This is a genomic window from Novacetimonas pomaceti (assembly GCF_003207955.1).
GTDB classification, from domain to species: domain Bacteria; phylum Pseudomonadota; class Alphaproteobacteria; order Acetobacterales; family Acetobacteraceae; genus Novacetimonas; species Novacetimonas pomaceti.
The window spans coordinates 166937-180472 of record NZ_NOXG01000001.1; the positions used below are offsets into that span (position 1 = coordinate 166937).

Annotated in this window: 11 protein-coding genes; 6 read left to right on the forward strand and 5 right to left on the reverse strand. The window is 67.3% G+C overall.

The features are described 5' to 3' along the window. Positions 1 to 14 precede the first annotated feature (14 nt). On the reverse strand, positions 15 to 1064 hold the full coding sequence (locus CFR71_RS00780; RefSeq protein WP_408891496.1) for an AAA family ATPase: 1050 nt from the start codon (positions 1062 to 1064) through the stop codon (positions 15 to 17). 131 nt (positions 1065 to 1195) lie between these two features. Here CFR71_RS00780 and CFR71_RS00785 point away from each other — a divergent pair, with 131 nt between their 5' ends. The 6 genes from CFR71_RS00785 (at position 1196) to CFR71_RS00810 (ending at position 8247) form a co-directional block, all read left to right on the forward strand. After that, positions 1196 to 1861: a DUF1285 domain-containing protein gene (locus tag CFR71_RS00785; protein ID WP_110525783.1), complete on the forward strand. Its 666-nt coding sequence runs from the start codon at positions 1196 to 1198 to the stop codon at positions 1859 to 1861. After that, positions 1858 to 3102 carry a CCA tRNA nucleotidyltransferase gene (locus tag CFR71_RS00790; RefSeq protein ID WP_110526561.1) on the forward strand — a complete coding sequence of 415 codons (1245 nt, stop codon included), beginning with the start codon at positions 1858 to 1860 and terminating at the stop codon, positions 3100 to 3102. The genes CFR71_RS00785 and CFR71_RS00790 overlap by 4 nt, the downstream gene beginning before the upstream one ends. A 78-nt stretch (positions 3103 to 3180) precedes the next feature. Continuing rightward, positions 3181 to 4977: an ABC transporter ATP-binding protein gene (locus CFR71_RS00795; RefSeq protein ID WP_110525786.1), complete on the forward strand. Its 1797-nt coding sequence runs from the start codon at positions 3181 to 3183 to the stop codon at positions 4975 to 4977. A 148-nt stretch (positions 4978 to 5125) separates the two neighbouring features. Beyond that, on the forward strand, positions 5126 to 6241 hold the full coding sequence (locus CFR71_RS00800) for an HlyD family secretion protein (protein ID WP_110525788.1): 1116 nt from the start codon (positions 5126 to 5128) through the stop codon (positions 6239 to 6241). Next, on the forward strand, positions 6238 to 7812 hold the full coding sequence (locus CFR71_RS00805; protein WP_110525791.1) for a DHA2 family efflux MFS transporter permease subunit: 1575 nt from the start codon (positions 6238 to 6240) through the stop codon (positions 7810 to 7812). The genes CFR71_RS00800 and CFR71_RS00805 overlap by 4 nt, the downstream gene beginning before the upstream one ends. A 9-nt stretch (positions 7813 to 7821) precedes the next feature. Next, positions 7822 to 8247, forward strand: a complete 426-nt coding sequence (locus CFR71_RS00810) for an NUDIX hydrolase (RefSeq protein WP_110525795.1) — start codon at positions 7822 to 7824, stop codon at positions 8245 to 8247. On the opposite strand, the gene CFR71_RS00815 is transcribed toward CFR71_RS00810, so the two are convergent. The 4 genes from CFR71_RS00815 to gpmI form a co-directional block, all read right to left on the reverse strand. Beyond that, positions 8201 to 8725, reverse strand: a complete 525-nt coding sequence (locus tag CFR71_RS00815) for an RNA pyrophosphohydrolase (protein WP_110525798.1) — start codon at positions 8723 to 8725, stop codon at positions 8201 to 8203. The two genes, CFR71_RS00810 and CFR71_RS00815, sit on opposite strands and share 47 nt — an antisense overlap. Continuing rightward, positions 8722 to 10377 carry a S41 family peptidase gene (locus CFR71_RS00820; protein WP_110525801.1) on the reverse strand — a complete coding sequence of 552 codons (1656 nt, stop codon included), beginning with the start codon at positions 10375 to 10377 and terminating at the stop codon, positions 8722 to 8724. Before CFR71_RS00820 ends, CFR71_RS00815 begins: the two co-directional genes overlap by 4 nt. A 146-nt stretch (positions 10378 to 10523) precedes the next feature. Continuing rightward, positions 10524 to 11879, reverse strand: a complete 1356-nt coding sequence (locus tag CFR71_RS00825) for a murein hydrolase activator EnvC family protein (protein WP_239020214.1) — start codon at positions 11877 to 11879, stop codon at positions 10524 to 10526. Positions 11880 to 11899: 20 nt separating this feature from the next. Beyond that, a complete protein-coding gene (gene gpmI, locus CFR71_RS00830; RefSeq protein ID WP_239020232.1) occupies positions 11900 to 13411 on the reverse strand; it encodes a 2,3-bisphosphoglycerate-independent phosphoglycerate mutase in 1512 nt (503 codons plus the stop codon). Between the last annotated feature and the right edge of the window lie 125 nt (positions 13412 to 13536).

Here is a 13536-nt window from a genome sequence, read left to right on the forward strand (position 1 = left end):
CGGCCACGCCGGCGTCAGCCCAGATGGCCCAGCAGCCCGTCGATCAACTGCTCCAGCTTCTGGTTTTCCGCCCGCGCGGTAAAGGTCAGGGCCATGCGATGCGCCAGCACAGGCTGCGCCAGTGCTGCGACATCATCCAGCGTCGGCGACAGCCGCCCGTCCAGCAGCGCCCGCGCGCGCGTCGCCAGCATCAGCGCCTGCGCCGCGCGCGGGCCGGGGCCCCATGCCACGGACTGGCGGATTGCGTCGCTGCTGGTGGTTTCGGGTCGTGCCTCGCGCACCAGGCGGACAATGGCGTCCAGCACCTTTTCCCCCGTCGGCAGCGCGCGCACCAGATGCTGGGCCGCGATGACGTCATCGGCGCTCATGACGGGCTGCGCCGTCGCCTGGGTGGTGCCGGTCGTCGCCAGCAGCATCGCGCGTTCGGCCTGAAGGTCCGGGAAATCCAGCAGGATCTGCATCATGAAGCGGTCAAGCTGCGCCTCCGGCAGGGGGTAGGTGCCTTCCTGTTCGATGGGGTTCTGCGTCGCCAGCACGTGAAAGGGGCGCGGCAGGGCATGATCGGTGCCCGCGATGGCGACATGGCGTTCCTGCATCGCCTGCAGCAGCGCGGACTGCGTGCGCGGGCTGGCGCGGTTGATTTCGTCGGCCATCAGCAGCTGGCAGAACACCGGCCCCGCGACAAAGCGGAAGCTGCGCCGCCCCTGCGCGTCCTCATCCAGGATTTCGCTGCCCAGGATATCCGACGGCATCAGGTCGGGCGTGAACTGCACCCGCCGCGCGTCGAGTCCCATGACACGGCCGATGGTCGTGACCAGCAGCGTCTTGCCAAGGCCGGGCGCGCCCACCAGCAGGGCGTGCCCCCCGGCGAGGATGGAGGTCAGCGCAAGGTCGATCACGCGATTCTGTCCCAGTATGACCTTGCCGATTTCGGCGCGGACGGCGTGCAGCCGCGCGCTGGTGGCATCGGCGGCCTGCGCGGCCTGTGCGGCATCTGGGGGGGAGGAAATCGTCATGCTCGCAGGCTCCGCGCGGGAAGGGGAAAAGGCATCGGAGGTCATCATTCCTTCAGTCTGACACGTCCGGGGGTTTCATCAAGCCGGGGTAGCTCCCTATATCAGGTGGAGCAGGTTTCATAATGTTCGGGTTAACGCACTTGACGGACGATTTCGAGACGAGAGTCACATTCGGTAGCATGCGCCCCGCGTCCGGGCGGCCGGGGCACGATGCCGCCGCGCTGTCGCCTTCGCAAGGGCCGGCGACGGATGACGCGGCGGGATGTGGCGCATTGCCGTTCCTGATCCGGCGGGACGGGACGTGGCTGTATCGCGGTTCACCCATCACGCGCAAACCCATGGTCTGCCTGTTCGCCTCCACGCTGCGGCGTGACGCGGCGGGCGTGTTCCGCCTCCAGACGCCGGTGGAATCCGGCACGATCGAGGTGGAGGACGCGCCCTTCGTCGCGGTGGGGCTGCAATGGTGCGGGTGTGGCCGCGATCAGGTGCTGTCCTTTCGCACCAACGTGGACCAGATGATCTGCGCCGGACCGGACCACCCGATTCGCACCGACTGGAACCGCCCCTGTGACGAGGACGGGTCGGGCGCCGTGCCGTATCTGGAGGTACGGCCCGGCGATGGCGACCTGCCGATCGAGGCCCGGCTGTCGCGGCCCGTCTATTACGAACTCGCGGCGCTGGCGGTGCCGGGGCACTGTGGCGGCGTGCCGTGCCTGGGGGTCTGGAGCCGGCGTGTCTTCTTCCCGCTTGGCCGCCTGTCCTCCTGCGTGGATGGCTCCTGCGAGGATGGCCACGACGGGAGCTGCGGGGACGGGGAGTGCGCGGGGGACGACGCGCCGGCATGACGCGGGCCGCATCACCGCCGCCATCCGCCGCCACGCCCGTCGCGGACCCGCTGGGGCGCCTGTTCCGCGCGCAGCCCGATACGGCGGTGACGCTGGCGCGGATATGGGACGTGCTGCCCGACGCGCGCCTTGTGGGCGGGGCGGTGCGTGACCTTTTGTGCGGGCGGGCAGTGGCCGACATGGACCTGGCCACCGCCGTCGCGCCCGAAGATGTCATGGCGCGCCTGCGGGCGGCGGGGATCAAGGTGGTGCCGACCGGCCTTTCGCACGGCACGGTGACGGCGGTGATCGACGGGCGTCCGCATGAAATCACCACCCTGCGCCGCGACGAACGCACCGATGGCCGTCATGCCGAGGTCGCGTGGACCAGCGACTGGCGCGAGGACGCGGCCCGGCGCGATTTCACGATCAACGCCATGTCGTGCGATCGCGCCGGGCATGTGCATGACCCATTCGGTGGCCGCGAAGACCTTGCCGCCCATCGCGTGCGCTTCGTGGGGGACGCGCGCGCGCGCATTGCCGAGGACGCGCTGCGCATCCTGCGCTTTTTCCGTTTCGACGCCCGTTACGGGGGCGAGGTCCCGGATGAGGAGGCCATGCAGGCGGTGACGGTGCTGGCGCCAATGGTCGAACGCCTGTCGGTGGAGCGGATATGGTCGGAACTGCGCCGCATCCTGACCGGCCCGCGCGTGGAAAGGGCGCTGGCGCTGATGGAGGCAGGCGGCGTGCTGACGCGCATCCTGCCCGAAGGATACGACCTGCCGCGGCTGTCCGCGCTGCTGGCGTGTGGCGCGCCGGCGCAGGCGCTGCTGCGGTGCGCGGCCCTGGTGCGGGGCGATGCGCGGGTGGTGGCCGATCGCCTGCGCCTGTCGCGTGCGGATGCGCGTTTCCTGTGCGCGGCGCGTGAGGGGGATGCCCCTCATCCGGACATGCCATCGGCGGAAATCGCGCGTCTGCTGGCCATCGACCCTGCCGACATCCTGATCGCGCGCAGCTGGCTCCGCCAGGCGGCGGAGGCGGGACGGCCCGACGCCCGGTGGGATTCGCTGCGGCACGGGATCGCGCGGCACCCGCGTCCCGTCTTCCCGCTTGCGGGGCGCGACGTGGTGGCGGCGGGCTGTCCGGCGGGGCCGCGCGTGGGCGAAATGCTCGGGCGCGTGCGGGCGTGGTGGATGGCGGGGGGCTGCGTTGCCGACCATGCTGCATGCCTTGCGTATCTGCGCGGCGTGCTGAAGGATTGAGGCGCGGGCGGTTTCGCCTGTCGCATGGATCATGGGCCGGGTTTTGCATTTTGACCGGGCGGGAGTTTATAGGGCCGTATGAACGTTGTTCCAGCGACGCGGCCCGATGCCGCCGGAAAAGTGCAGCCCGATCCGCATGACCCGGCATCGACGGGGCTGCTGGCGCGTCGCCTGTGGCGCGAGGAGCTGAGCCATCACCGCCTGCGCATCGCGGGCGTCGTGGTCCTGACGGCGCTGATGGCGGTCTTCAGCGCGCTGTATCCGCTGGTGATCCAGCGCGCGCTGGACATGTTCGCGGCCCAGGACCCGCGCATCCTGTACCAGGTTCCCGTCCTGGTGGTTGTCATCACCACCGCCAAGGCCGTGTCGCAATACTGGCAGAGCGTCGCGGTGCAGGGGCTGGTCCTGTCGGTCATCCGCGACCTGCAGGGGCGGATGTTTTCCCATCTGGTCAATGCCGACGTCTCCCGCATCGAGGAGGAGGCGCCAGCCCAGCTTGCCGCGCGTTTCACCACCGATGCCGTCTCCATCCGCGAGGCGCTGATCCGCGCCACCAACGCGCTGGGCGACGCGGTGACGGTCATCGGGCTGATCGTGTCCATGTTCTACATGGACTGGGAACTCAGCCTGATCGCCGCCGTGCTGTATCCCGTCGCCGCGATGCCGGTGCGGCGGCTGGGCAAGCGCCTGCGCAGGGAATCGGGAGGCATGCATGAACAGGTCGGCGCCACCGCCGCCCTGCTGACCGAAAGCTTTGCCCAGTCGCGGACGATCCGCGTCTATGGGCTGGAACAGGTGGAGGAACAGCGCGCCAATCATGTCCTCGACCTGCTGCATGCCGGCCTGCTGCGCATCGCGCGGGGACGGGCGCGCGTTGACCCGATGCTGGAGGTGCTGGGTGGGATCGCGGTCGCGGCGGTGCTGGGGTTCGCCGGGTGGCGGGCCACGCAGGGCGGGGCGACGCTGGGCGATTTTTCGGGGTTTGTCGCCGCCCTCCTGCTGGCGGCGCGACCGCTGCGGGCGCTCGGGACGCTCAATGTCGCGCTGCAGGAGGGCATGGGCGGCCTGCAGCGGGTCTTTCAGATCATCGACGAACCCGCCGCCGTGCGGCAGTCACCACAGGCGCGGCCATTGCCCGCCGGGCGTGGCGACCTGCGGTTCAATGACGTGTCGTTCATCTATCCCGACGGGCGCATGGGGCTGTCGGGGCTGGATTTCATCGCGCGGCCCGGTACGACCGTGGCGCTGGTCGGGGCGTCGGGGGCGGGCAAATCCACCGCCCTGTCGCTGGTGCCCCGGCTGCATGACGTATCTGGCGGCAGCATCGTGCTGGATGGGGAGGACCTGCGGGACCTGATCCTTGCCGACCTGCGTGATGCCATCGCCTATGTCAGCCAGGATTCGCTGCTGTTTGACCTGTCGGTGGGGGAAAACATCCGCATGGGTAACCGTAACGCCGCCCTGGCGGATGTCCGCGCGGCAGCGCGCGCGGCGGCGGCGGACGATTTCATCATGGCCCTGCCCGAAGGGTACGATACCATGGTGGGGCCGGGGGGGCAGAGGCTGTCCGGCGGCCAGCGCCAGCGTGTCGCCCTTGCGCGCGCATTGCTGCGCAACCCGCGCATCCTGCTGCTGGACGAGGCGACAAGTGCCCTCGACAGCGACAGCGAGGCCACGGTCCAGCAGGCGCTGACCCATCTGCGGCAGGGGCGGACGACCATTATCGTGGCCCATCGCCTGTCCACCATCCGTTCGGCCGACCTGGTGGTCGTCATGGCGGAAGGACGGGCGGTGGAGCGTGGAACCCATGATGCCCTGATGCAGCAGGATGGCGTTTATGCCCGCATGGTCCGCACCCAGGCATTCGGGCTTTAGCGCGTTGGTTTTCATTACGGTCGAATAAGCTGCGTGCGATGGTTGAAGTCGCATCGCGTTCGTGTCATGCATTGACCGACCCGTTCGGTCAATGCGGGCGCGTGGCGCGTCTCCGGGATACGAATCGTACGATAAATGAGGGAACCACATGGCCGGTGATGAAGCCCACACGCCAGATAACGGACAGGCGGGCGAGCAGAAGCCCACCGAAAACAAGCCCGCCGGAAAGGAGGAAAAGCCGTCCCGCAGGATCATCATGATCGGCATGCTGGTGGTACTGGTCGTCGCGGCGGCGGTGTACTGGCTGCTGCATCGGGGCGAGGTGGAAACCGACGACGCCTTTACCGCCGGCCGCGCCGTGGCGATCGCGCCGCATGTGCGGGGATACGTGACCGAGCTTCTGGTCAACGACAACCAGTTCGTCCACGAAGGGCAGATACTGGCGAGGATCGATGACCGCGACTGGCGCGCCGCACGGGACGAGGCGGCGGCAGGTCTGGAACTGGCGCAGGCGCAGGCGGACAATGCGGAACTGATGCTTGCCGTGGCGCAGAAGAACTTTCCCGGCCACCTGATGGCGGCGCAGGGTGCGTTGCAGGGCGCGCAGGCGCAACAGTTCCGGGCCCAGACCGATTTCAACCGCCAGCATTCCGTCGCGCGCGCCGCGACCTCGCAGCAGGATATCGATTACGCGACCGCGGCGCTGGACGCGGCCAAGGCGCGGGTGCTGCAGGCGCAGGGCGAACTGCAGCAGGCCATGCCGGTCATCCCCAATATTTCAAGCAGCCAGAACAAGGTCACCCAGGCGCAGGCCCAGATGCACGAGGCGCAGGCCAAGCTGCGGCAGGCGGAACTGAACCTGGAATGGACGGTCATCCGCGCGCCGCATGATGGCTGGATATCGCAGCGTAACATCGAACGCGGCACGCTGGTCAGCGCGGGGCAGACGGTCTTTTCCATCGTGGAGCCCGAAGTCTGGGTCGTCGCCAATTACAAGGAAACGCAGCTGACGGCCATGCGCCCGGGACAGAAGGTGGATATCGCGGTCGATGCCTATCCCTTCCTGAAGCTGAAGGGGCATGTCGATTCACTCCAGCTGGGGACTGGCGCGACCTTCAGCGCGTTCCCGCCTGAAAATGCCACCGGCAACTATGTCAAGATCGTGCAGCGCGTGCCGGTCAAGATCCTGATCGACGAGGGGCTGCGTCCCGACGTGCCGCTGTCGCTGGGCCTTTCGGTCGAGCCTACGGTCTATACGCGATGAGCACTGCGGCAGCCTCCGCCGACGATCACGCCGGCCAGACGTGGAAGCCGAAGCACAACCCGTGGCTGATCGCCGTCGTGGTCACGGTTGCCGCGTTCATGGAGATCCTTGACACCACCATCGTCAACGTCTCCCTGCCGCATATCGCGGGGAACCTGTCGTCCACCTATGACGATGCGACATGGACCCTGACCTCCTATCTTGTCGCCAACGGTATCGTGCTGACGATTTCGGGGTGGCTGGGAAAGCTGTTCGGGCGAAAGAAATACTTCCTGATCTGCATTTCCATGTTTTCCCTGTCGTCCTTCCTGTGCGGCATTTCCACCAGCCTGCCGGAACTGATTTTCTTCCGTCTGCTGCAGGGGTTTTTCGGCGGTGGCCTGCAGCCGAACCAGCAGTCGATCATCCTTGACACCTTTCCCCCCGAAAAACGCGCCGCAGCCTTCGGCCTGACGGCGATCGCAACCGTGGTCGCGCCCGTCATCGGGCCGTCGCTGGGGGGATGGATTACCGACAATTATTCATGGCGCTGGGTCTTTTTCATCAACGTGCCCGTTGGCGCGCTGGCGACCATCGCCGTGTCCATGATGGTCGATGACCCGCCATGGGCGCGCAAGCAGGCGGCGCCGCTCGACTTTATCGGCATCGGCCTCATCACCATCGGCTTCGGCTGCCTGGAGGTCGCGGTTGACCGTGGCGAGGATGCGGACTGGTTCGGGTCGCGCATCATCGTCGTCATGGCGATCCTTGCGGTGCTGGGCATTGGCGGGGCCGTGGCCTGGCTGCTGCATACCAAGAAACCGGCGGTTGACCTGCGGGTGTTCAAGGACCGCAATTTTGCCGTGGGGACGGGCCTGATGGGGGCGGTGGGGGCGCTGCTTTACTCCTCCGCGATCATCGTGCCGCAGTTCGCGCAGCAGGTCATGGGCTATACCGCCACCCTGTCGGGCCTGATCCTGTCGCCCGGCGGCGTGGCGGTCATCATCCTGATCCCGATTGTCGGCATGGCCATGAAACGCATCCAGCTGCGTTACATCATCGCGTTCGGCTTTTTCCTGATGGGAATGTCCATGCTGTGGTCGGCGCGTCTGGTGCCCGCGCTGGATTTCCGGCATCTGGTCTTTTTCCGCATGAGCCAGACGGCAACCATGGCCTTCCTGTTCGTGCCGATATCCACCATTACGTACGCCACGCTGCCGCGCGAACTGAACGCCGACGGGTCCGCCCTGTTCAGCATGGTGCGAAACGTGCTGGGTTCCCTCAGCATTTCGGGGGCGACGGCGCTGGTGACGGAACTGCGCCAGGCACACCAGAGCCAGATGGTCCACTGGATGACGCCCTATCACCAGCCTTACAACGAATACCTGTCACGGGCGCATGACGCGGCGATGGCGCGCGGCTTTCCCGAACCTGTCCTCAATTCCGTGGCGATGGGCAAGCTGTACCAGCAGTTCACCGCGCAGATCGCGATCCTTGCGTACAACGAGGTCTTCATGATCCTTGGCATCGGTTCGTTGCTGGTGGTGCCTTTCTGTTTCCTGATGTCGCCGCTGAAGGGCGATGACAAGTAGGGGGGCGTCATGACGGCAGGAAACGATATCGTTGTGGTGTGCGCCGCGATCCTTCGCCACGGACGCCTTTTGTGCGTGCGCAAGCAGGGAACGCGGCTGTTCATGCTGCCCGGTGGCAAGCCCGAACCGGCGGAGGACGACATGGCGGCCCTGCGCCGTGAAGTGTCGGAGGAACTGGGCTGCGGCCTGCGTGGCGGCAGCGCCCGGCTGCTGGGGCGTTATGCCGCCCCCGCCGCGAACGAGGCGGGATGCACGGTTCGGGCCAGCATCTATCGCGCGGAGCTGTCGGGCGAACCACACCCCCGCGCGGAAATCGCGGAGGCACGCTGGATCGACATCCATGATGGCCGGTGCGGTGACCTGCTGGCGCCGCTGTTGCGCGACCGGTTTATTCCGGCGCTGCGCCGGATGACGGCAGACGGGCAAGCCGGCTGAATTCGGGGATAAGCTGTTCATAGATGGGGCGCTTGAACCCCACATTGACATGCGCCAGACGTGACGGCGCCACCCATTGCCACCGGTCGAATTCGGCCGGCAGATGGGTATCGAGGCGTATGTCATCATCACGCCCGGTAAAGCGCAGGGCGAACCATTTCTGGGTCTGTCCCCGGTACCGGCCGCCCAGCGCCCTGCCAATCAGGTGGTCAGGCAGGTCATAGCTGATCCAGCGGGGATATTCGCCAAGGATCACCGCCCGGTCCGTGCCGATTTCCTCAAGCAGTTCGCGCATGACCGCCTGCCGGGGATTTTCCCCTTCATCAATGCCGCCCTGCGGGCACTGCCATACGCCATGGTCGACGGGGCCGCCCGCGCCGGGCATGTCGGTGCGGCGCGCCATCAGGATTTCATTGCGCGCGTTGAACAGCATCGCCCCCACGTTGGGGCGATAGGGCAGGTCGGTCTTCAGGCTCATGGATGGGCCGGGGCAGCGGGGGCCGGGGTGGTCGGAACCGGAGTGGCCGGAGCGGCTTTGCCCGGGGTCGCCGTGCCCGGGGTCGCCGTACCGGGGGTCGCCTTGCCGGGCGCAGGCGTGGCCGGCGCCGTCGTCGCGGGTGCCGCGGGCGTGACAGGGGTGGCGGGGGCCTGCTCTTCCGCCGGCGGGGTCTTGGTCACGGGGGGCCTGGCCTGTGTCGTGGGCGTGTTGACCATGGTCGGGCTTGCCGCCGTGGCCTTGGTGGTCTCGATCGTGACCGGCAGGCCCGCCATCGCATGCACGACCTTCAGCCCTTCCTGCAGCTGGAAATCGGTCGTGGGCTTCATCGGGTCATAATCCGGCCACCCGGCGGGCGGTTCATGCGGCAGGGACTTCGCAATGGCGGGCAGGTCGGTGCGCACCGGGGCCTGTGCCGTGTTGCCGCCGCTGTTCTTGATGATGTGCGCCAGATCCGCCTCGCGGATGCTGTAGCTGTCGTCGTCGCGGCTTTCCTTGACCACGATGTCCGGCACGATGCCCAGCCCCTGGATGGATCGGCCCGACGGCGTGTAATAGCGCGCGGTCGTCAGGCGGATCGCGCCTTCGCCCGGGATGGGCAGGATCGTCTGCACCGATCCCTTGCCGAACGTCTTTTCACCCACCAGCACGGCGCGATGATGGTCCTGCAGGGCACCCGCCACGATTTCACTGGCGGAGGCGGAACCACCGTTGATCAGCACCACGATCGGCAGGCCGTTGGTGATGTCCACGTTATGCGCATCCCACCGCTGGCTGTCCTGCGCGTGACGTGCGCGGGTGGAGACGATCTCGCCATTCTTGATGAAATCGCCGCTGACATCGATCGCCTGCGTCAGCAGCCCGCCCGGATCGGACCGCAGGTCGATGACAAGGCCATTGAGCTTGCCGTGCGCCTGGCCCTGCAGCTTCTTGTAGGCATCAAGCAGCCCGTGCTGCGTTTCCTCGTTGAACTGCGCGATGCGGATATAGCCGGTGGAGTCATAAAGGGCGGACTTGATGACCTGCAGCGGGATGATCGCGCGCGTCAGCGTCACGATGATCGGCTTGGGCGTCTTTTCACGGATCAGGGTCAGGGTGATGCGGGTATTGGGTTTCCCCCGCATGCGCGAGACGACCTGGTCCAGCGGCTGTCCGTCGATATTCTTGCCATCGAGGGCGACGATGTAATCGCCCGGCTTGATCCCGGCGCGCGCCGCCGGCGTATTGTCCACCGGCGAGACGACGCGCACGTGCCCGTCCTCCCCATGCACCTCGAGGCCGAGGCCGCCGAACGTACCCTTGGTCTGGGCCTGAAGGTCGGAAAACTGCTTTTCCGTCATGTAGGAGCTGTGCGGGTCAAGGCCGCTGAGCATGCCGTTGAGCGCATTGGTGATGAGGTCGCGGGTGGAGACGGGTTCGACGTAATTCGCCTTCACCTTTTCCAGCACGTAGCCGAACAGGAACATCAGCTGTTCGATTTCGTGCGGGGAATTGTCCTTGGGTGACGGGCTGTCCGCATGCGCAATGGAGGTCAGGTCAAGCCACCGCCCGCCGGAATGCAAGGCGAGCTGGGGGCCTGCCGCGATGCCAGCAAGAAAGGCGCAACCAAGCAGCAGGCCATTACGGAACTTCATGCGTCGTCGTCTCCTGAATGGCCAGCCACGCATCGGTGGGCAGCCTGCATATGGTGACCTGTCCATGGGGGCGGCAGGTCATCGTCCGTCATCGGTCGCACACCTTATACCGAACTTGCACCACACGGAAACCGTGTAAACCAATTCTACAGATATGGCGCGGGGTTAACGGTGGCGCCCCCGCGCCGCAGCTGCACGAACAGGGTGGGGCGGGCCTGCGTGTCCGACCATGGCGGCATCTGTCCCACCGGCGCGCCCTTTACGATCTGCTGTCCGGGGGCGACGGCCATGTCCCCGATCCCCGCAAGGACAAAGCGGTAATGCTGTCCACAGTTCAGGATCATCATCTGCCCGTAGGAGCGGAAGGGCCCGGCAAAGTCGACTCGTCCGCTGCAGGGCGCGCGGACGGTCGCGCGCGATGGCGGGGCATAGGTAACGCCGCTTGCCGGGCCGCTTTCGGTCGTCTGGCCCCAGCGCGTGACGATGCTGCCGGGCACGGGCGCGCCCGCCGTCCCGGCGCGTGTGGCGTTGACGCCCGGACCGGGGCCCGCGGCAAGGGCGCGCGCATGGGCCCGCGCGGCGTCGGCTTCCTGCATGCGGTGGGCGCGTTCGGCTTCCTGCGCCGCGCGTTCCAGATTGGCCTGCGCGGTGCGTTCCACCTCCTCGATGCGCGTGATCGCGTCCTGCAGGCTCGACGCCCGGCGTGCCGCGTCTTCGACCTGCTGGGTCGCGCTGCGCACGGCCGCGTTCGACTGGCGTTGCGCCTCCAGCGCGGCATGGGCGGAACGGTTGACGCTGTCGCGCTGCGCCTCCTGCTGCGCCAGCAGCTGGCCCATACGGTTTTTCTGCTGCGCCAGTTCGTCGTCAAGCTGCGCCAGGCGGGCGCGACGGTCATGGATCTGGCGTGCCTGCTGGGAAATGCGCGTCATGAGCCCGCGCATCACCAGAAGCCCGGTTACCGCGCGATCGGCAGGCAGCGGCACGGCAAGCAGCGTATCGGCGGGATAGAGCGAAAGGCGTTCGACCACCGGCAGCAGGGGGGTCATCGCCGCCACTTCCCGCGCCAGCGCACTGCGCAGGGTATCCTGTTCGGTGTGCAGCGCCGAAATCCGGCTGTCGAGGTCGGCCGTGTCCTGTTCCGTGCGCTGCAGCCGGGCGGTGGCGTCCACCGTGGCGGCGGACAGTTCCGTCGCGCGCGCGGCATCGCGCTGCGCCTGTGCCTCGGCATCGTGCTGGGCCTTGATGCGGGCCTGCATTTCCGCGCCCTGCTGCTTTTCACGCGCCAGCAGGTTTTCACGCGCCAGCCGGGCATTTTCGATCTGGCGCCGGATGCCCTGCGTTTCATGCGCCTCCTCATGGGACGCATGCGCGGTGGCGGCATGAAGGACATGTCCCGCCGCATGATGGGGGTGTGATGCCGTGGATGGCGTCGCGGCGGGGGCGGGGGACATGGCCTGCGCGATGGCGAGGCATGCCCCCACGGCTACCGCGCGACGCGGCATGAGGACGTGAAGGCGGGCCGTCAGGATGGCGTCGGTCCATCCAGCAGCGAGTGTCCGGTCATGGCGGCAGGCTGCGGCAGGCCCATCAGCGCCAGCAGGGTGGGGGCGATATCCGCCAGCCGCCCGTCATGCAGGCGCTGGCCCGTCGCGCCATGCAGGACAACCGGCACGACGTTGAGGGTATGGGCGGTATGCGGTCCCTGGGTCTGCGGGTCGAACATGGTTTCGGCATTGCCATGATCCGCCGTCACCAGCAACGCGCCGCCCGCCCGGTCGATCGCCGCGACAATCCGGCCCAGCCCGGCATCGACGGCCTCCACCGCCCTGATCGCGGCGGCCAGGACGCCGGTATGGCCAACCATGTCGGGATTGGCGAAATTCAGCACGATCAGGTCGTATTCGCCGCTGTCGATGGCCTTCACCGCGCGGTCGGTCAGTTCCGGCGCCGACATTTCGGGCTGCAGGTCATAGGTCGCGACCTTGGGCGAGGGCACCATGATGCGGTCCTCGCCAGGGAGCTGTTCCTCCCGCCCGCCATTGAGGAAGTAGGTGACGTGGGGATATTTCTCCGTCTCCGCCATGCGGAGCTGCCTGCGTCCCGCCGCCGAGACGACATCGCCCAGCAGGTCGCGCAGTTCCTGCGGCGCGAACAGGACGCCAATCAGCCGCGCCAGCCGGTCGCTGTAGCGCGTCATGCCAAGGACGGCGGCGAAATGGACGACGCGCGCGCGCCTGAACCCCTCGAACCCTTCCTCCAGCAGCGCGTCGAGCAGCTGGCGTATCCGGTCGGCGCGGAAATTGAAGGACAGGATGCCATCGCCATCCTTCATGCCCTGGTAATCGCCGATGACCGTGGGCTCGATGAACTCGTCGGTGATGTCGCGGGCATAGGACGCCTCCAGCACAGCATCGGGCGTCGTGGCGCGCGGGCCATTGGCGCAGACGATGACGTCATATACCTTTTGCACGCGTTCCCACCGCCGGTCGCGGTCCATGGCGTAATAGCGTCCCGAAATGCTGGCCACGCGCGCCTGTGGCGGCAGGTCGCGCAGCAGGCGGGCGACGTAATCGCGCCCGGAATGCGGCGCGGTGTCGCGGCCGTCGCTGAAGACATGCAGGGCGACGGGGATGCCCGCCGCGCACACGATCCGCGCCAGTTCGGCGGCATGGTCCTGGTGCGAATGCACCCCCCCGTCGGAGACAAGGCCCATCAGGTGGCAGGTTCCGCCGCTTTTCTTCAGCGCGTCGAGGAAATCGCGCATGACCGGGCTCTGCGCCGCCGTTCCGTCGCGCAGGGCCCTGGTGATGCGCGGCAGTTCCTGCATGACGACGCGGCCCGCGCCGATATTGAGGTGACCGACCTCGGAATTGCCCATCTGCCCTTCCGGCAGGCCGACATCCTCCCCACATGTGCGCAGGAAGGCGTGCGGGTCATGGCCCCACAGTTGGTCGAAGGTCGGGGTGTCGGCGGCCATCACGGCGTTGTCCGACGGGTCCTCGCGCCATCCGAAACCATCAAGGATCGCCAGCATGACGGGGCGGCGGGCCTGTGTGTGGGGGGACTGGGTCGCGGGGCTGTGCGCCTGGGTGGGCTGAGCGGGCATGGGTTGTTCCTCTCCCTTATTTTGTCGCCCATAATGCCCTAAATGACATCAGT